Origin of the sequence: Legionella gresilensis (assembly GCF_900639865.1) — a bacterium.
In the GTDB taxonomy this organism is placed as follows: domain Bacteria; phylum Pseudomonadota; class Gammaproteobacteria; order Legionellales; family Legionellaceae; genus Legionella_C; species Legionella_C gresilensis.
On sequence record NZ_CAAAHX010000001.1, the window covers coordinates 393,163 to 411,891 of the forward strand.

The following is an 18,729-nucleotide window of genomic DNA, read 5'->3' on the forward strand; positions in this document are numbered from 1 at the left end:
TCTATTAAATTTAAGACTTAAATGATAGCTAGGTAACACCATATTTAAATGAACATTCTCCTAGGGAAAGAGGCAAAGCTCTTATTCATTGGCAGACAATACGATTGTAATTTCATGTTTGCTGTTGATTATATTTTAAGATATACAAAAAGAGACAAATCATGGACAGAATACTTCCTTGGGCACTTTATCCGTATAATGCCCAGACTGCACACCAAATTGATTCTCCAGCTAATATACCCAATGCTATATCCACTATTACTGAACTTGGACGTCATTCCACTCTAGCGCATGGCTCAGGGCGAAGTTATGGTGATGTCTGCTTAGCAGACTCTAATCATGTACTCTCTATGAAAAAAATGAATAAGGTATTAGATGTAAATTGGGAAACAGGGGTTATTTGTGCTCAAGCAGGCATAACTTTCGCTGAACTTATTGCTTTAATTCTCCCGCGCGGTTGGTTTTTTCCTGTTACACCTGGCACTCAATTTCTTACTTTAGGCGGAGCAGTTGCTAATGATGTGCATGGCAAAAATCATCATGTTACGGGTACTTTTGGGCGACATATCAGCAGTTTAGTTATCTATCGCAGTGATGAGGGAATGATTGAGTGTTCTCCTACAAAAAGAGCCGAACTTTTTTTTGCCACCATTGGAGGTCTAGGTCTCACAGGAATTATTATCAGTGTCGTTTTTCAATTGCGTCCCATTACTTCAAGTCTTCTTGAGCAACGCCGCATCCGATTTAGTTCGCTAAAGGAGTTTTTCACTATTTCTGAGCAATATCATAGCGCATATGAATATATGGTAGCGTGGATTGATTGTTTGGCCTCTGGAAAAAAAACTGGGCGCGGTATTTGTGTATTAGGAAATCATGCTAAAATCGGCCCTCTTGAAGTCTCTCCACCTACTAAGTTTAGCTTACCTAAAAATTTGCCATTTTCATTAATAAATCCTTTTAGTTTAAGAGCTTTCAATAACAGTTACTATTATCGACAACTTAAAAAAACTGTCAGTCGCTTGACGCCTTATCATTCAATATTATACCCACTTGACTCTTTACAACTATGGAATCATTTGTGTGGCAGAAGAGGTTTTCAGCAATTTCAATTTGTGATAGATAAAGAACAGGCACCGGAGATTATAAAAACTATCCTACAAGAAATTTCAAGAAGCAGTACCACATCATTTTTTGCCATCTTAAAACTCTGTGGCGATCTCGTTTCTCCCGGGCTCATGTCATTTCCACGCCCGGGATTTTCTTTATCATTGGATTTTCCACAACGAGCTGAAATCAACCAAGCTCTTTTTAGAAAATTAGATAATATTGTGCATATGGCAGGAGGTAGGTTATATCCTGCTAAAGATGCGCACATGAATGCAGAGCATTTTAAGCAGGCTTACCCAAAATGGTCCGTAGTAGAATCATTACGTGATCCCAAGCTTTTATCCCAATTCTGGAAGCGGGTGACTATGTAAAAGTACGGGTAAAAATTGAATGAATAAAGTAAATGGACTTCCAATTCTTGCAAAAAAATACTTCAGTTGGGGATTACAAGGATTACTCTTTATCACTGTATTTTGTGTATTAGTACCTTTTTCACCAGAGATGCCTAAAGATGGACTTGATCCATCAAGAGAATTTGGGATGAGCCAAGCGATTGTCCATGGCATGATTTTCGGTAAAGATATTATTGCCGCTTACGGACCCTACGCGTTTATTTATACAAAAATATACCACCCTCTTATAGAGCATCGTATGATGGTGGTCGCGATTTATTTTGCTTTTTCATCTTGCCTTGCCCTTTTTTTTGCCATACGAAACGCTGAGTGGAAGCGCCTTACGGCCCTTGGGCTAATATTGGCCTGCTGCGGTTCCTCCATCATAAATATATTATTTTTTTTATACCCAGTTCTTGTAGGCATTGCCTGTTTTAACCTGATAAATGTTAAACAGCTTGATATTAATAGACCTCTAGCACTGTTTTTAATAGCAATTTTGTTCTTGCCTTTTGGTTTATTGCCGTTAATAAAATGCTCTTATCTAATTTCATGTGGACTTACTGCGATACTCATCTTTTTCTTATTTAGCGTGCATCAAAAATGGATACCTGCAATTTTAATTCTTATTTTACCATTTTTGGCACTTATCTTTTTCTGGAAAATATCAGGGCAATCCTTAAGTAATCTGCCAGGATACTTCTCCTCATTATTTCTAGTTGTATCTGGTTATTCAGAAGCCATGTCTCTGCCTGGCCCTGTTTCAGAAATATCTTATTATGTATTTGCAGCAATTATTTTATTAGTAGATATTTACCGTGGCAAAGATTTTTCTATAAAACAACGTATCTTTTTATTTTGTCTATTTTTTCTTTTCTTGTATTTAAACTTTAAAGAGGGATTTGTTCGACATGACTATGCTCATACCTTCCCTGCGAACATATCTATACTTATGTCTGCCTTACTGTTAACTATGATCGTTCAGCCAACTAATCAGTTAATAATTATTTTACTGTCATCTATTCTTGTATGGCAGAATATTAATAATTCTGATTGGAAGATGCTGTCAAAAAACATATTTAACCAATTACAATCAACTTATGTTTCTGCCTGGGAAGGAATTAGCAATCGGTTAGAGAATCATCAATGGCTAGAGAAAAAGTTCAAAACTACGCTTGCCCAAATCCATGAAAGGTATAATTTTTCATTACTTGAAGGCACCACTGATATTTATTCATTCAACCAATCCAGCTTAATTGCCTCTGGAAATCATTGGAATCCTCGTCCTAGTTTTCAAAGTTACAATACGGTTACTCCATCCTTAATTCAAATCAACATGGATCACTTATTAAATAAAAGTGCTCCTGATAACATCATTTTCAAAATAGAGCCAATAGATAATAGGCTTCCTTCGTTGGAAGATGGAGCAAGCTGGCCAATATTACTTAATAATTATAAGCCATTGCAAATGAGAGATGACTTTTTGTACCTTCATAAGAAATCGGCCGCTAAACAATCGCAAAAATCTTTAATCAATTTAGGTGGAGGATCACATATTTTTGGCAATGAGGTAGCTGTTCCAGTTGATGAAAGTCTGATTTTTGTTGAAATAGAAATCAAAAAAAGTATTTTCGGACAATTGATGAAATTCTTATTCAAACCTAGTCAACTTCAGATATTATTACGCCTTGAAAATGGCAACATTGTAAATTACAGAATAAATTCTGAAATGGCAAAATCTGGTTTTGTTATATCTCCTCTTATTGAGAATACACAAGAATTTGCTTTACTCTATACAGGAATTTACTCTCTATCACATAAAAAAGTGACATCATTTTCTATTTCGCCTATCAACCATAAAGAGCATTGGCAAGATGTTTACGATATTAAGTTTAAAAAAGTAACTCTTGCCGCACCGAGGAATATGTCAAACCTGTTCAAATTTGACAAGATATTAGATGCATCTGAAATCCATAATATTTCAACGACAAGCAAATGTGAAGGTAGCATTGATTTGATCAATGGAATGAACATTACCTATAAGCCTGCAGTAGTGAGAAACCTACTTACGGTAACAGGATGGTTAACGCAATCAACTGCGCAAAGTCTACTACCTCAGCGTACCCTTTTAGTATTAAAAGATAAGGCAGGGAAAACTATTTTTATCAAAACACATAAAATGCTGCGATTAGATGTAGGTAATTACTATAAAAACTTAGTTCTAGATAATTCTGGATACACCTCTTCTGCGGATGTAACAAAAATTTCGGGTACCTATGCCTTAGGTTTGGCTTTCCTTGAAAGAGAGCAGATAAAAATTTGTCCTCAATTCAATACGATTATTACGTTTAAGGGCGGGCTTTGATGTAGGATCTTTATCCTAAACTAAGCTTTTTAATCATCATTGAGAAATAAAGCGTGGGCCTGAGCTATGGCACAAGAATAAAATTGCTGGGCCAAAGCCCAGTTTACATTATATAGATAATCCAAAAGGGAACCTATTCACCATGGTATCCACCGTGATGTCCATCGCCATGATATCCCTCACCTGAATAACCGCCTTCTCCGCACTTTTCTAAGCATTGAGCATGAGCATTTTGGCAATCTGACAAGCATTCGTCATCACCTTTACAAACTCGTTGACATTTAGAATATTTTGTCTGACATGCGCCCTTACAAAGCTCATCAGCACTTGTAACTTCTATTGAAGTAGAAAAAATAACGAATCCAAATATAATAGGTGAAAATAAGGTTTTTACTAGCTTCTTCCTGAACATAATTGCTCTCCTTAGCAAGGAAACTATTTCTTTAATTACTAATACACCTATTGAAAAAAGAATTATATTTATACATAGTGAATTATAGTTATACCCAAATATAATAGCAAAACAGAATTTCAATACTTTACTGCCCTTCCTGTTAACTCTAAGTTTTTGAGAAAAATAATTTTTTATAATAACTTAATCTACTAATCATGCAGCAGATCAACCGTTAAATTCTTAATTTTACTCGTGTTAAAAAATTAGCAAGAATAGCTGAGTTCTTCCTTATCTTATGGTTAATTTATAAACAAGTTTATGCTATAATATACAAGGCAAATTCGTTTCAATGATAGAAATCATTTCATGGAGAATTCAAATGGACAAATTGAAACCATTAGGCCTAATTGGCGTACTGACATTTTCATTAATTGGCGCCACCAGCGCTGCAACGAATATATATGATATATCACAGGCTTCTAGGCCCAATATAACGAGCGCGCAAAAGCCTATCAATATAGCCACTGATTATATAAAAAGCGGGAGAATACGTAGCTATGAGTATTGTAGCCGAAATGTATTCAAACCTTGTATGAAATCAGGTGGATCATATCGTTATTGCAACCGTCAACATCATTTATGCACTTATGGACACCTCTATAATTGTATTAAAGGTAGTAAGTGTTAATTTGAAAATAAGGGCCTAAATCACCTTTCATAATACGAGCTGTGAAAGGACCTTATGAGTTTTAAAATTAGTCTCACTGTGCTATTACTCACTATGTGATTAGGCTAGGGTTTATCTAATATAATTAGTCGCGAAAATGGAATTTAAGTAGTGATTGGAAATAGACCTTAAAATAATTATCATTAGAGAAATAGAGAAATCTTTTTCTAATTCTAAGTGAGAGAAAATCTGCATGGATCGAAACAACATTAAATGGGGAATTTTAGGTACAAGCTTTATTTCTCAACAAATGGCAATTGCCATTGCAGAATCTACAGGAGGACAGCTTACAGCGATTGCTAGTAGGGATGCCTCTAAAGCAAACGATTTTGCTAGAAAATTTTACATTCCATGCATATATAGTAATTACAACGCTTTAATCGATGATCCAACTTTGGATGTTATTTATATAGGTTTGCCTAACCATTTACATAAGGAATGGACGATAAAAAGCTTAGAAGCTGGTAAACATGTTTTATGTGAGAAACCTTTAGCTCTCGATGAAAGGGAAGTTTTTGCCATGATGACCACGGCCCAAAAGCGAGGGTTAATATGTATGGAAGCTATTATGTATCGCTGCCATCCACTTATCCAAGAAATTAAAACACTTTTACAGCAAAAATTGATCGGTAAAATCACGCTCTTCCAAGCAGTCTATACAGCAAAAATAGCCCATCTGGCTAATCCAGTTGCAGGAGGTGCTATCTATAATCTTGGTTGTTATCCCTTATCTTTAATTCAATACTTGTCAAATGCTGAACCTGTTAATTTAAAAGCATTTGGTATAAAAAGCTTAGACCACTCTCACAATGATACCCACGCCTCTGTTATTTTGGAATTTAATGATCAATCTTTAGCAACAATTACTGTTTCAGATGATTTAGAAATGAGTTGGCAATTTATGGTTTGGGGTAGTAAAGGCCGCCTGGAAATACTCACCAATCCTTGGTTTCCTACAATGGGTAAGCAGGTTTTCCGTGTCTATCTAGATAATGAAGAAAATCCAAGGGAGATAAAATTAACAAGCGATTTATCTGCTTATACTTATCAAATCAACACGGTAAATACACTCATTCGACATCCACATACTTCATTAAAAGAACAAGTAACGCTGCAAGAAAGTTTGCATAATATTAAGTTATTAAAAAAATGGCGCAATGAAGTAATCCCATGCTTGGAAGAGGCTATTTAAATTCTTGGCATTATTTATATTTTATAACTTAATTGGCCTCTAAGGACATGAAACTTAAAATGGGCCATAACCCAATAACTATTTTTATTTAACAAAGTCATTCTTATTATTTCAATAATCTATGAACAAAATGCAAAACGGGAAATATTGTTAATATTGATTACTATTAAAAATACGAAATTATTTTCCTACTAATGAAGTATCAATAGAGAGCGTGAACAATGGTCTCGCGCTTTGGGCTTGGGTTTTTTGGCTTAGCTTCGGTAAAATGATACTAAAAGCAATAATGGTAATGGCTACCCATTCACTAGGATGAGGAAATTCTTGCAGTAGTAAAAAAGCAAAAGCAATAGAAAAAATTGGATTTAACAAATTAATATTAGCGACATAAGTAAGCGGAAGAACACTTATCGCTTTCACCCAAAAAATTTGCGCCAATACAATGGCAACCCCGGCATACAGCAGCATTAGAATCCAGAAATTACGGCCAAAAGCATCCATAAAGTGACCAGGTCCCAAAAGGATGATAGCTGTGCAGAAAAAAATGATTGCGGAAATAAAATTTCGGCTAAATACATAAGTTGGGATAGAGCAAGCCGGTAATAATTTTTTGCTTAATAATTCGTTAAAAGCAAAGAAAATGGCTGCACTTAAAATTAACCAATCACCTAAAGAGAAATGAAATCCTTTATTGGTGTACACCAATAGGGTTATGACGGTAATTCCAATGATAAGATAACCCAATACCTCTAATTTTCTTAATCGAAGCCCCAGAACGAAATAGGCCAGTGTCATGTATACGATGCCATTAAAACGGCTGATAAGAATTAAATTAATGACCGTAGTATATTCCAATGCAATAAAAATTAATGCTGGGTATATCGTGCTAGTCAGGGTAATGGCAAATAAGTAAAATTTTGTTTTACGAGGCAGACTGATGATTTCTTTGAGAATATCCGTAAAACTGTGAAAAACCAATATAATTATTCCCGCACAAAGATTTCCCACAAAAAGAACATTACAAAATGAAATTGACCCCGGGTTAAAGATACTATAATACTGGTTCCGCTCCATCATTAATTTTATCAGTACAGGACCCAGAGAAAAAAGTATAGCGCCAAGAACTAAAAAAATAATGGCACGCCCTTTTGCGGGTGTACCATTGGCAGAAACAGGTTCCATTAACTAGGGGTTTCCAATTTTTTTAACTCATTCACTTGTTCTTCAGAAGGTAGTTTTGTGAATACAAAGACACCGACAGGAACTCTTTTGCCATTTTCCATAAAATGTTTCGTATCAGCCATTTTGGTTGCTTTCTTAGGATTAGTATCTTTATCATCCGCCAAAAAAGTTTCCTCGTCATCACCCCCAGAGTCCCAAGCATAAGCATCAACTGTAATGGTGGGGACCCATTTGCCATTGGAATATAATTTTACATCGGCAGCCCCGGCAAACCAATCTGGGCTTGGTGCAATCATTGCTACCATGGTTACCATTGGAAATTTCTGAGTGGTGGTAAATATTGTTGTAACCGGCTCATGAATCGGACCTTTAATACCTTCTTTAGTTTCGATCAGTGTTCCAGCTTTTCCCGCTTTGATAGCCGCATCAATTTCTTTATCCAGAGGGCTATGCTCACCATGCTCAGACAGATTTTCTAGCCCTGGTGTTGGCTTTTGGCCTTTAGCAAATAGCTTAAATCCTGCTGTATGAGTTGCTCCAATCAATCCTGAAAAATGTCCCATTTTTCCAGGGCAGCAGGATATTCTGTAGGATGGCTCGCTAGGTTCCAGGTAGGAACAAAAACCATTTTATATCGAACTACTTGATCTTCCGCAGCCATTGCATTCATTGACAAGGATGCCAAAGCGCTGAATGTTATCGCGCCTAACCAAGATTTTGCTTTTTTATTCATAAAACTAGCTCCCTCTAAATTTATGAATTTATCAAAAATATAGGGGGGAATTCTTATCATTTCAAGTAAAATTGCATAATTAAATTTTTAAGAGTTAATTACATAATACGCTAGGTTTGAAATAGACTTATCTTTAACAAGCCTGAGCTGAGTTAGAATGAGAATATTAACAAATTGCTTAACTTGCTTCTTTTTAAGTGACTTGGTTTAACTTATCAAAGAGTAAGATTGCTAGGATTTACTAATGTACTTTACACTGATATCTAGACAATAAAAGGAATTAACTATGCAGCTTAAAGTAGAACAAAATCAATCTATGTTAGATGATTTAAATATAATACGAAGGAAGTTAAATCCGTTATTAAAAGATTTCAATTTAAAATCCCTTGAAGAGGTTAATGGCTTTCATGGTTTTATAGAAACGTGTGATAAAGTTAAAAGTCAATTTAAAATAAGCGGCTTAAACCAAAATAAAATCAATTTAGAACCTACTCTGCAACATAAACAAGCAAAGTCTATGTCGCCTATACCGTCTATAAGTGAAATAGGCGAACTTATCAATTTGTTAGGTGATCTTTTTCAAGGGAAAGGAAATGATTATCTCCAAGAAGTACTAAAAAATGCTGAACTCTACTTAAGAGTTCATCCAAAGGATGAAGATGACCCTAACAGCCGTAAAGTATTAACGATTAATATCCAATTAGCAGCAACCGTTATTGATAAATATGCTCACCTTCTAGAGCTCATTTTAGGAAAAGAGCAAAAAAATCTTTTGCAGGATCAACAAACCCTTATTGCAACTGCCTATAACAATGTGCTGCAAGCGGATAGACGATTAGAAGAACTACAGCGTGCACGCTTTTGCATGAGGTTAAAGTATCTTCTTGCAGAAGCTGAGTTATATATTGAGCGTCATAAAGGAAGAGCTTGTTGTTTTGGTTTATTTAAGAAAAAGCCAACTCAACAGTATAAAGATTTAATTGAGTGGTTTAACGAATTAAGCAAGCAGCCGCTTTCTGCGCCAGAATTGGCGGGTGCTATTTATTTCATTCGCGATCAATTGAGTATGATACATTTAACAGGTGAGTATGAAGCCATTCGCGATAGCTTAGATAAGCTCCTTAAAGAAAATAACTACCCTGCTTATTCTAAACAAGATCCGCAGCAATTAATTGCGCATTATATGAAAACCTTTGTTAAACGAGCTGAAGTGATAGAGTTCAATCTATTTTCTTTAATTAAACAAGACGAGCGTAAGTTTTGTATTTCTTAATAAATAATCGTGGCCTTGATATACAATTTAATCAAGGCTTTCATTTAAAATCATTTAATTATTAGTAAGGCAAGAACAGGTTAAATAAACCTTAATTAAACTTTAGTCCAGCAAGGCCCAAGCTTAAACCTAAGTACTAAGTATTAATTTTATAAATACTACTATTGTAAGTTTTACCTTATGCTATAAAAATTCTGTAAGATTCTTAGCGAGGGCGTCTTGCTTCAGGTTGTTGAGTTTCTTGAAGATAAGTAATCATTGCATATGCATTCTTATCACGTTCTTCAAGCCTATCTCCCACTTTCTCTAGTATGAGAGCTGGAAACCCTTTTCCTGCTCGGGCAAGCGAAATCAAAGAATCTGGATTTTTGAGGAATTGATTTGTTATGTTTTCTGAATTGAAAATAACTTTTGCATGCTCTAGGCTTAAACAAGCAAAATCCTCCCACGATGATGTCGTTAATGTATCGTTTAAGATAACTAATAATGCTAACGAGGCTGGCCCATTTTCTTTTATAAATTTTACTAAATCCTTTTTAGCTGAATATGATGACTGATCTGACATATGTAAATTTAAATTAATTTCACGCTCTTTAATATAATCTTTGAGTAAGCCACTTAGTTCTGATTGCTTTTCTAAAATTTGCATGAAATTAGAATTTAGCTTAAAGGTTGGCTCGTTAGATCCTATTAAGCTTAAAAATTTTTTTTTGACTGTCTCAACAAGTTGTTTAGCTACTGATAAGAGTGAGTCATTTGTATCTGATTCATTAGATGTTTTTTTGTCGCCACCAACTGCTCATATTTAGCCTGATCTGGTTGAAAAAAAGAATCTGTCAATGTTTTATTTCGTCTTGTTGTGCTTCGAAAGCTAAGTATATCTTTAATCTCTAGCATATTTAAAATGAGAAAAATGACCTCAATAGGCAACCATTCTAAAGGTTGATTTTTAGCTTCTTGGGTACTATTAGTTGGTGTTTTGCTTGCCCTTTCCATAACGTAACCTTAATAAAGAAAGTTATTACCATTATAGCAAATGGCTAAAAAAACATTTTTTCTGCAATTCTAAAAAAAGAGAATGGATAGGGACATTTGTTTTGCTGCATGAAGGGAATTTTAAAAATAGGATTCTGCTGCTGATTCAAGTAACCTACTTGAATATGTTTTTATAATAAATTACAAGTTGAGTTAAAGATGATCTTTTTGCGCGAACCTTCTGCCCCAGATGAAGCTATATTTGTTACCACAATGAAAATTAGCCGCCATTTTCATTTTCCTTTTATATCGGCTCCTTGCACTTCCAAAGAATTCCAAACTTATTTAAGTAGAAGTAAGCTGGAGAGCGAACGATATTTTATTGCTTGGAATCAAAATCAAGAGATTATTGGTGTTTTTAATATTAGCGGTATTATGCGTGGTGTCTTTAAAAGCGCCTATTTAGGCTATTACGCCTCTATAAATCATGCAGGAAAAGGCTTAATGAGCCAAGCCCTAAAACTAATTCTTAAAGAGATATTTACCTCGTTAGATCTTCATCGCATTGAAGCAAATATTCAACCTCGTAACACAGCTTCCATTCATTTGGTAACTAGAAACGGCTTTTTGAAAGAAGGATTTTCGCCTCGCTATCTAAAAATTAATAATATCTGGGAAGATCATTTTCGCTTTGCATTAACCCTCGAAGATTGGTTATTAAATCAAAATTAGAAAGGATTAAAAATATAGGTAATAATATTGGTTAATCAAGGTTTTCATTTTATCTTACTTAAGCTCTTAAGTTTGTTTTTCTAGTTGGCCAAAATAATTATTTAATTCAGATAGGGTAGGGTAATCAAAAGCAATAGTCGCAGGAATTTGATATTTTTCTCCAAAACATTCCTCAAGTTGCTGCTGCAACATTTTCGCATGTAATGACGTTCCCCCTAAATCCATGAAATGTTGATTTTCCTCAATATCACTTATACCTAAAACATCACACAATACTTTTCTTAATTGATCTTTACCATCGAAATGTTGCTCTTGTACTTTCTTTTCTTCCTTGTTTATTTTTATTTCTTTAGAGACTGGTACACAAACTAAACGCTCATTTAAATAAGCCTCTTTAGTACTACTACGTTTAATTTTTCCACTGGTAGTACGATAGGCATGGCCCGGGCGTATCAATTTAATATCAGCAATATCTACTTCAAATTTCTTGCCAACTGCATGTCTAATTTGAAATACTAGCTCAGTGTTATCTTTTCCGATTGCAGCCCGTGAAACTTCGGCGCAAATGACAATACATTCCTTATTATCTCTATCAATACTAAAAGCAGCTACACAATTATTTTTAATATCAGGATGACACTCTTCTACTGCTAACTCGATATCTTGAGGGTAAATTTTACGACCATTAATAACAATTAAATCCTTAAGACGTCCAGTAATAAATAATTGATCGCCATCCATGAAGCCTAAATCCCCGGTGCGAAGAAAATAACCTTTCTCACCTGGTAGTTTAGCCCTGAAGGTTGATTGAGTGAGTTCTTCATTGTCCCAATAACCTTGAGCAACACTTTGACTTTGTTCCCAAATTTCCCCTATTTCATAAGGCTTACATCTTTTTTGTGTCTCAGCATTAACAATAACAATACGGTGTTCTGGATGTGGCACACCAGCGCCCATTAATATTTGTCGATCTTTATCATTTACTGGCTCTTTTATAACAGATTTACCTAGTTCACTGCGAGAAACTTCTTTATATGAGAAAAGCTTGCCGATTGAGTTGGTTGCAACATGAAGGGTACCTTCTGCGAGACCATAGCCAACACAATAGGCATTTTCTTTAAAGCCAGATCTGGCAAATTTCTTACAAAATGCTGCTGCCGTAGTATATCGGTTGGGTTCGGCAGCTGCAGTAGCGTATTTAACTGATGATAAATTTAATGTTGTTAAAAGTTCGTCAGGTATTCTATCAACACAAAGCTGGTAGGCAAAATTGGGTCCAGCAGTATAATAAGCCTGATAATCGCTAAGTGCTTTTAACCAAACATAAGGTCTTTGAATAACGGATACGGGAGGCAGTATCACTAATTTATTGGCATTATAAAGTGAAGATAGAGCGCCAACAATTAAACCTAAATCATGTTGAAAAGGTAGCCACACTACAGAGGTCTTTTCTTTACTAAATTGCAAACTATCCTTTAAAGAAAAAAGGTTATGCATTAAATTTTTATGGCTAACCATAACACCTTTCGGATACCCTGTGGACCCCGAAGTATATTGTAGAAAAGCTAAATCATCTTCAAGCAAATTAGTTTTGATAATAAAGTCACCATTGCTTATTTCCTCGTTTAAAATGGTATCTGAGGATTTAAATTCATACCCTTTAAATTCTGAAAGATTTTTTATGTCATTGATTGTTTTATGAGTACCTAAGATAAGAGTAGGCGCACAAGAACTTATAATTCGCTTTAACCTATAAGCATGTTTTGCATTTTGAAAAGGATAAGTAGGAACTCCTACCATTCTGGCATAAAAGCAAGCTAACAGTGCTGAAATAAAGGCCGTTCCTTGAGGATAAAGTAATATAATTCGCGATTGGGGCTTAAAATGGTTCTTAAAATAGGTAGCTAAATGCTTAGCATCTTCAATAATTTTTGTGTAAGCAGTTACTTCTTCGAATTCACCATCTTTTAAATAGTAAACATTGCCATAAAGATTTTTTTGTAAATTTTCTTCAATAATATCTACCAAACTCTGCATAATACATCCTCTTCTCTTAAATTACACCAAGCTCTTTGCCAATTATTGTTAAAACATTTAACGTATAATCAATTTGTTCATAGGTATGTCCATTATTAACAATGAAACGAAACCGCACTTCAGAGGGGCTTACAGCGGGGTAAGTTATTGGCGTTACAAAAATACCTTGTTCAAACAATAACTTTGAAAATTGATAAAGTAGATCAATATTGCGTATATACATACTGATAATGGGGCTTGTTCCTTTCCCAGTATCAAAACCTTTGCTAATCAATCCTTGGCGAAAATAGGCTGTTTTTTCCCATATTTCTTGTTGTAGCTTTGGCTCCCGCTCAATAATATTTAAAGCAGTAAGCGCTGTTGAAACATCTGCAGGTGTCATCGCGGCCTGAAACATATAAGCGGTAGCTTCAACCTGAAAAAAAGTTTTAAATTGCTGATTGCAAGCAACGACGCCGCCCACCGAGGCAACACTTTTTGATAAAGTGGTGACAATAAAATCAACTTCCTTGCTTAGACCTAATTGACTGCATAATCCACCTACATCATATAAACCAAAACCATGAGCTTCATCTACAAATAAATAAAATGGGTATTTCTTTTTCATCTCAATAATTTCTTTTAATGGCGCTTCTTCTCCTGACATGGAATAAACTGATTCAACGAGCACAAAGATATTGTCGTATTCACCCGCATTTTTTGTTAAAAAACGCTCTAGCTCATTGATATCATTATGTTTAAAAAGTAAATAATTGCATCCAGTTACTTTTACACCATCAAAAATACTGGCATGGCACTCCTGATCGAGCAAAAAAAGGGCTTTTCCACTTTTTCCTAATGCAGATAGAGCACCGAAATTAGCCGTAAACCCTGTAGAAAATAAGATAGCTGCTTCTTTTTTCATTACTTCAGCTAAACGCTTCTCAAGCTGCTTATGAAGGCTACTATGTCCGCCACTCATTGCCGATGTGCCAGAACCTGTACCATACTCCTGTAAGGCTTTCATGGCACTTTGGATGACTTCTGGGTGGCGATTTAATCCAAAATAATGGTTAATTGACCAAATTATGCATTCTTTTTCAATATCCGGGCTAGCATCACTGCGAATTAAGCCGGAAGCATTACTACCCATATCGGTAAAATTTTCATATCCCCACTCTTTTGCCTGTAAGAGTTTATGTTTTACATATTCATAAGCTTTTGCAATTTCATTAACAGATGTAATTTTATTCATTTGACACTTTGTTCTGACGGTACCTAGTTGTAAACGATCGCTATTTTCGAAGATATCAGAGATAGTTTTTAACGGCATGGTTGAACCTCTAGATTAAAGAAAAATTCATAAAGCAAAAATGCATTTAACTTTAATACTAGACCAATAGTTAAAAAAATGAACAAATTGTGTAGGTTTTTTATTTTCTAATTTTTATAGAAATTGTATAAATATTAAACTAAAATACCTGTTATTGACTACTACTCTCTAGCTTTTGTATTTATCATGTTTATTTCAAAGAGGTTCAAATGGGCATCCAAGTTTTGGCATCGGGAGGCTTTCTCCCTAAAAATATAGTTAATAACAAGGACTTTGAACAAACCTTAGATACCAGTGATGAATGGATTGAGCGGATGACGGGAATAAAAACCCGCCACTTTTTAGACGAAAAAGATGATTATTTACAATGTTGTTATAAAGCCGCCTCTATAGCAATCAAACGAACTAATATTAATCCGCAAGAGATTGATTTAATCATTATAGGGACTTCAACACCTTATCAAATAATGCCTAGCACAGCAGTGATGCTTCAGCAACTACTAGGTATTCAACACTGTATCGCTTTTGACATGCAAGCAGCTTGTAGCGGATTCGTTTATGCATTGGCAAATGCCTATTATTTAATGCAATCCAATCGAAATGTTCGTTATGCTTTAGTTATAGGCAGTGATGCCTTCACTCAAGTAACAAATCCCGAAGATCGGTCGACAAGGGTCCTCTTTGGTGATGGTTTTGGTGCCTTTTTATTAAGTAATCTTAATCAGGAAAAAAAAGGCATTTTTTACTGTGATATTGGTGCTGATGGTTTAGGAAAAAATGCTCTTGAAATTCCTTGGGGAGTTGCAAAAGGGAATGCTTTAATATCAAAATCGTCTCCTTACGTAGTAATGAATGGAAAGGAAGTCTTTAAGAGTGCGGTTAAACGCTTTACAGAATGTATATCAAATGCTTTAAAAAGTACGCAGCTAACTATTACAGATATTCATCATATTATTCCTCACCAAGCAAACATTCGTATCATTAATTCAGTTGCAGCAAGCTTGGAAATTCCGTTAAATAGAATTCATGTAACACTTGATAAGCATGGGAATACCTCAGCTGCTTCTATTCCCTTAGCTTTTGAGGACTTATTTAATCAGGGCGCTGTAAAAGCAGGCGATATCGTTTTATTAGTCGCATTTGGCGCTGGCTACACCTGGGGGACTATTATCTTTGAGTTTTAGCTATTAATTACGTTAATTTGGAGTTAAGGTGAAAAATTTAGAATTGCTCGTCGTGGAAGATAATCAAAGAAATGGCATGCGAGTTTGCTTAAAACCCCGAGTGCCTGAGGTCCTTACTCCCACCTTGATTAATCAGATTTGTGACTTACAGAAAATGCTCATTGACCGCTATTTATCTTCACCATGGGATGGGTATTATTATGTCATTTGGTATTATCATAAAAACCATGGAAAAAGTGGCAGAGGTCTCGATTTTAATTTTATTTGGAATGCACTTAGGCAGCATAAAGATAATGAGTTTGAAAGCTATATTTGCAATGTTTTCGATTTACTTTTCTTAAATAATGTAGGATTAGGTTTACCAGTCATAAATTGCTCTATAACCGATCGAGCAATCACTGGAATATCACAAGAATTTTTTATTCTAAATCAAATCAATTTTATGAAAGCTGATTCGACTAACTCCATAGCTCAAGTTTATCTTAATGATATTGCCAAAAACATTGTTTTTCCTAAATATGTCTATGAAAATAATCTATTTTATATTTTCAATCATTATGATTTCAATTCAATGCGCAAGCTAATATCCCAATTTAAGTCTGAAATTCCTGATAAAAATAAGTTAGAACAAATTCGCTTAACTTTTAATAAAATGAAGGATAATACTATTAAAGAAATCTATAACATCGCTATAAATAAAACAAAGTTACTTGCCCGCTTAGCATCTATTCAAAATAGGCATGCGGGGTTATCCCCTATTTCTTCCCGGAAAAAAATTTATAGTGAGTAGCTTGGGCTTTTGTTAAAAATATAATTAATATGATTGCAAAATCGGCCCTATTTCTACGAAAATTTTCTAAATCGCTCTTATCTGACAAACAGCATTGTATACCTAACTTATCTATGTTATTTCTAACTTCTAGCCTACAGCTATTGGACTTAATACACTTTCTTAAAAGGATTTAAAATGTTACTTAAAAAAAGTATATGGAATGTTTCTGCCATTACGCCATTGTTACTAAGTTTTTCTACGATTACTTATGCTGCTTCCAATTTACAAGCTTTGCCAGATGAGTTGTTATCTCCAAATTTATTACCTTCTATTTCTTCTATGAGTTTATATAACCAAGCAAAGATTGAATCTAATAATTTTCAGTCTAATTTCTTTGCTTCTTTTAACTGGAGCCCAGGTGCAAGTGATTCTAATTGGTTTAATCCTAACAATTGGATCCCTAACACTTTACCTGGACCAGCTGATGATGTATTTATTTCAATTGCTACTGAATTTAATCCAGTTATAGCTGGAGGAGGTATAGCAACTGTCAATTCAGTAACTGTAGATGGCCCTGGCTCTTTTTTAACTGGTATTCCCAGTCTCCTTGTTAGAGATAATGGCGTATTGAATTCTAATGTTATAGCAATAGGGCAATCATTTATTGGAATCATGGAGATTTCAAATGGCGGATTGGTAACGGCTGATGTAGTTAATATAGGTGGCGCTAATAGCAGCCCAGGTTTTACAGGTTCTGGTATTGTTGTAGTTACAGATGCAGGCTCTAAGTTATCTGCCAATCAAATCTATATAGGAAATAGTGGTAATGGTGCCCTCACCATTATAAATGGTGCTGTTGTGCAAGATAATAGAGCATTTATTGCTGAAGAAGTTGGTAGCGCCGGGACCGTTACCGTATCAGGTGCCAACTCTCAGTGGAATAACACGTCCTATATCCGAGTAGGTAATAGAGGTAATGGCAATCTTAGTATTCTAGATGGCGGTTCAGTCACCGTTTCTGATGCAATTATAGGCAATAATCAGAGTAGTGTTGGAAGTGTTAATGTCAGTGGAGCTACCCCTTTTGGAGCTTCTACTTTAACTAGTCAGACCTATATTGCTGTAGGTAGTTTCGGTAATGGTACACTTAATATTAGTAATGGTGGTCTTGTATATAGCGTAGATGGCGTCATTGGTGCTAACAGTGGCGGCACTGGCGTTGTGAATGTGGAAAACACGGGCGGTTGGGGTATAAGTAATACTTTATTCATAGGTTACTCAGGCAATGGCACTTTAACTATTAATCCGGGTGGCACGGTTAATACGTCTACAACCTATATTGGATTAAATACTGGAAGCATAGGGGCTTTAAACTTAAATGGCGAACTATTTCAAAATGGTACACTGATTACAGGACAGCTTGTGGGAGGTCTAGGAAATAAGCTGGCTAATTTTAATGGTGGTACACTGGTAGCTAGTGCAAGTACGCCTAATTTCATCATTAACTTTAACCCAGGCGAACTTAATCTACAAAATACTGATAATTTTCTAGTTAATAGCCTTACTATCAATTCTAATGGCTTTGATATCGGGACGAGTAACGCTGTTTTCTCTGGTACTGGTGGACTGGCAAAAGTCGGAGCGGGCACATTAACATTAACGGGGAATCATAGCTATACAGGACAGACCCTAGTAGCATCGGGCGGGTTAATTGTAGATGGTAATTTACAAAGTCCTGTATATGTAGGAACCTCTTTTAGCGCTTTTGGTGATACCTATTTAGGTGGTACAGGTACAGTCGGAGCAACCACCGTAGCGGGAAAAATTGCGCCGGGTCATCCTACTGACTCGATTGCTACAACATTAACGGTTAATGGTGATTATACGCAGTTGGGAGGCTCTATTTATGCAGTCAATGTTAATACTAATCAAGCAGATTTGATTTCTATCGCTGGCACTGCAACATTAAATCCTAACTCAGCGGTACAACTCTTCCCTCTCAACCCAATCATTGGGAATTACACTATTTTACATGCTAACCAAGGGTTAAGCGGTACCTATAGTAACCCTATTTTGCCAAACTTTCTGCCTTTCTTAAATTTTACATTAAGTTATACACCTCAAGATGTTATTTTAAACATAACTCGCAGTGGTACTTTATTTGCTTCTTTTGCAAGAACACGTAATCAAGCTAGTGTCGCCCAGGCGCTAGAAAGCTTAGCACCAGCTCACAACTTAGCGCCACCTCATAGCCTCCATACTGCTTTTGTGCAGCTATCTCATCCGACAGAAATACAAAATGCTTTAGATGATTTAAGCGGCGAGCTTTACGCCTCAACTTTAGCAGCCCGT

At 35.4% G+C, this 18,729-nt stretch carries 17 protein-coding genes; 9 read left to right on the forward strand and 8 right to left on the reverse strand.

The annotated features are described in order from the left end of the window. Positions 1-161: 161 nt before the first annotated feature. Positions 162-1,478, forward strand: coding sequence for an FAD-binding oxidoreductase (locus E1P04_RS01770; protein WP_131781207.1), 1,317 nt, complete (start codon positions 162-164; stop codon positions 1,476-1,478). A 19-nt stretch (positions 1,479-1,497) separates the two neighbouring features. Further along, the gene (locus tag E1P04_RS01775) at positions 1,498-3,864 is read left to right on the forward strand and encodes a hypothetical protein (RefSeq protein ID WP_131781208.1); all 2,367 of its coding nucleotides are present in this window, start codon (positions 1,498-1,500) and stop codon (positions 3,862-3,864) included. A 133-nt stretch (positions 3,865-3,997) separates the two neighbouring features. Here the strand turns inward: E1P04_RS01775 and E1P04_RS01780 are convergent, their stop codons facing one another. Then, positions 3,998-4,276: a hypothetical protein gene (locus E1P04_RS01780; RefSeq protein WP_131781209.1), complete on the reverse strand. Its 279-nt coding sequence runs from the start codon at positions 4,274-4,276 to the stop codon at positions 3,998-4,000. A gap of 361 nt (positions 4,277-4,637) precedes the next feature. Here E1P04_RS01780 and E1P04_RS01785 point away from each other — a divergent pair, with 361 nt between their 5' ends. Continuing rightward, positions 4,638-4,946, forward strand: coding sequence for a hypothetical protein (locus tag E1P04_RS01785; RefSeq protein ID WP_131781210.1), 309 nt, complete (start codon positions 4,638-4,640; stop codon positions 4,944-4,946). Positions 4,947-5,178: 232 nt separating this feature from the next. Then, positions 5,179-6,177 (forward strand): Gfo/Idh/MocA family protein, encoded by a 999-nt coding sequence (locus E1P04_RS01790; protein WP_131781211.1) that lies wholly within the window; start codon positions 5,179-5,181, stop codon positions 6,175-6,177. Positions 6,178-6,357: 180 nt separating this feature from the next. Here E1P04_RS01790 and E1P04_RS01795 read toward each other — a convergent pair whose 3' ends face one another. The 3 genes from E1P04_RS01795 to E1P04_RS01805 are packed head-to-tail and all read right to left on the reverse strand — an operon-like array spanning position 6,358 to position 8,092. Further along, positions 6,358-7,359: a DMT family transporter gene (locus tag E1P04_RS01795; protein WP_131781212.1), complete on the reverse strand. Its 1,002-nt coding sequence runs from the start codon at positions 7,357-7,359 to the stop codon at positions 6,358-6,360. Further along, on the reverse strand, positions 7,359-7,922 hold the full coding sequence (locus E1P04_RS01800) for a spondin domain-containing protein (RefSeq protein ID WP_131781213.1): 564 nt from the start codon (positions 7,920-7,922) through the stop codon (positions 7,359-7,361). The genes E1P04_RS01795 and E1P04_RS01800 overlap by 1 nt, the downstream gene beginning before the upstream one ends. Continuing rightward, positions 7,901-8,092, reverse strand: a complete 192-nt coding sequence (locus tag E1P04_RS01805; RefSeq protein WP_131781214.1) for a hypothetical protein — start codon at positions 8,090-8,092, stop codon at positions 7,901-7,903. The genes E1P04_RS01800 and E1P04_RS01805 overlap by 22 nt, the downstream gene beginning before the upstream one ends. Positions 8,093-8,378: 286 nt before the next feature. Between E1P04_RS01805 and E1P04_RS01810 the strand changes: the two genes are divergently transcribed. Beyond that, positions 8,379-9,365 (forward strand): hypothetical protein, encoded by a 987-nt coding sequence (locus E1P04_RS01810; RefSeq protein ID WP_131781215.1) that lies wholly within the window; start codon positions 8,379-8,381, stop codon positions 9,363-9,365. A gap of 205 nt (positions 9,366-9,570) precedes the next feature. Here the strand turns inward: E1P04_RS01810 and E1P04_RS01815 are convergent, their stop codons facing one another. Next, positions 9,571-10,014: a hypothetical protein gene (locus E1P04_RS01815; protein ID WP_131781216.1), complete on the reverse strand. Its 444-nt coding sequence runs from the start codon at positions 10,012-10,014 to the stop codon at positions 9,571-9,573. 86 nt (positions 10,015-10,100) lie between these two features. Then, entirely contained in the window at positions 10,101-10,361 is a 261-nt protein-coding gene (locus tag E1P04_RS01820; protein ID WP_131781217.1) for an F-box protein, read from the reverse strand. A gap of 198 nt (positions 10,362-10,559) precedes the next feature. Between E1P04_RS01820 and E1P04_RS01825 the strand changes: the two genes are divergently transcribed. Further along, the gene (locus E1P04_RS01825; protein WP_131781218.1) at positions 10,560-11,072 is read left to right on the forward strand and encodes a GNAT family N-acetyltransferase; all 513 of its coding nucleotides are present in this window, start codon (positions 10,560-10,562) and stop codon (positions 11,070-11,072) included. A gap of 66 nt (positions 11,073-11,138) precedes the next feature. Here the strand turns inward: E1P04_RS01825 and E1P04_RS01830 are convergent, their stop codons facing one another. Both E1P04_RS01830 and E1P04_RS01835 read right to left on the reverse strand, forming a co-directional pair. Next, positions 11,139-13,109: an AMP-binding protein gene (locus E1P04_RS01830; RefSeq protein WP_131781219.1), complete on the reverse strand. Its 1,971-nt coding sequence runs from the start codon at positions 13,107-13,109 to the stop codon at positions 11,139-11,141. A gap of 16 nt (positions 13,110-13,125) precedes the next feature. After that, the gene (locus tag E1P04_RS01835) at positions 13,126-14,421 is read right to left on the reverse strand and encodes an aminotransferase class I/II-fold pyridoxal phosphate-dependent enzyme (RefSeq protein ID WP_131781220.1); all 1,296 of its coding nucleotides are present in this window, start codon (positions 14,419-14,421) and stop codon (positions 13,126-13,128) included. Positions 14,422-14,630: 209 nt separating this feature from the next. Here E1P04_RS01835 and E1P04_RS01840 point away from each other — a divergent pair, with 209 nt between their 5' ends. The 3 genes from E1P04_RS01840 to E1P04_RS01850 all read left to right on the forward strand — a co-directional run. Continuing rightward, positions 14,631-15,605, forward strand: coding sequence for a beta-ketoacyl-ACP synthase III (locus tag E1P04_RS01840; RefSeq protein ID WP_131781221.1), 975 nt, complete (start codon positions 14,631-14,633; stop codon positions 15,603-15,605). A 28-nt stretch (positions 15,606-15,633) separates the two neighbouring features. Beyond that, positions 15,634-16,395, forward strand: coding sequence for a hypothetical protein (locus E1P04_RS01845; RefSeq protein ID WP_131781222.1), 762 nt, complete (start codon positions 15,634-15,636; stop codon positions 16,393-16,395). A gap of 177 nt (positions 16,396-16,572) precedes the next feature. Continuing rightward, on the forward strand, positions 16,573-18,729 hold a 2,157-nt coding region (locus E1P04_RS01850; RefSeq protein ID WP_345788914.1), incomplete at its 3' end, for an autotransporter outer membrane beta-barrel domain-containing protein.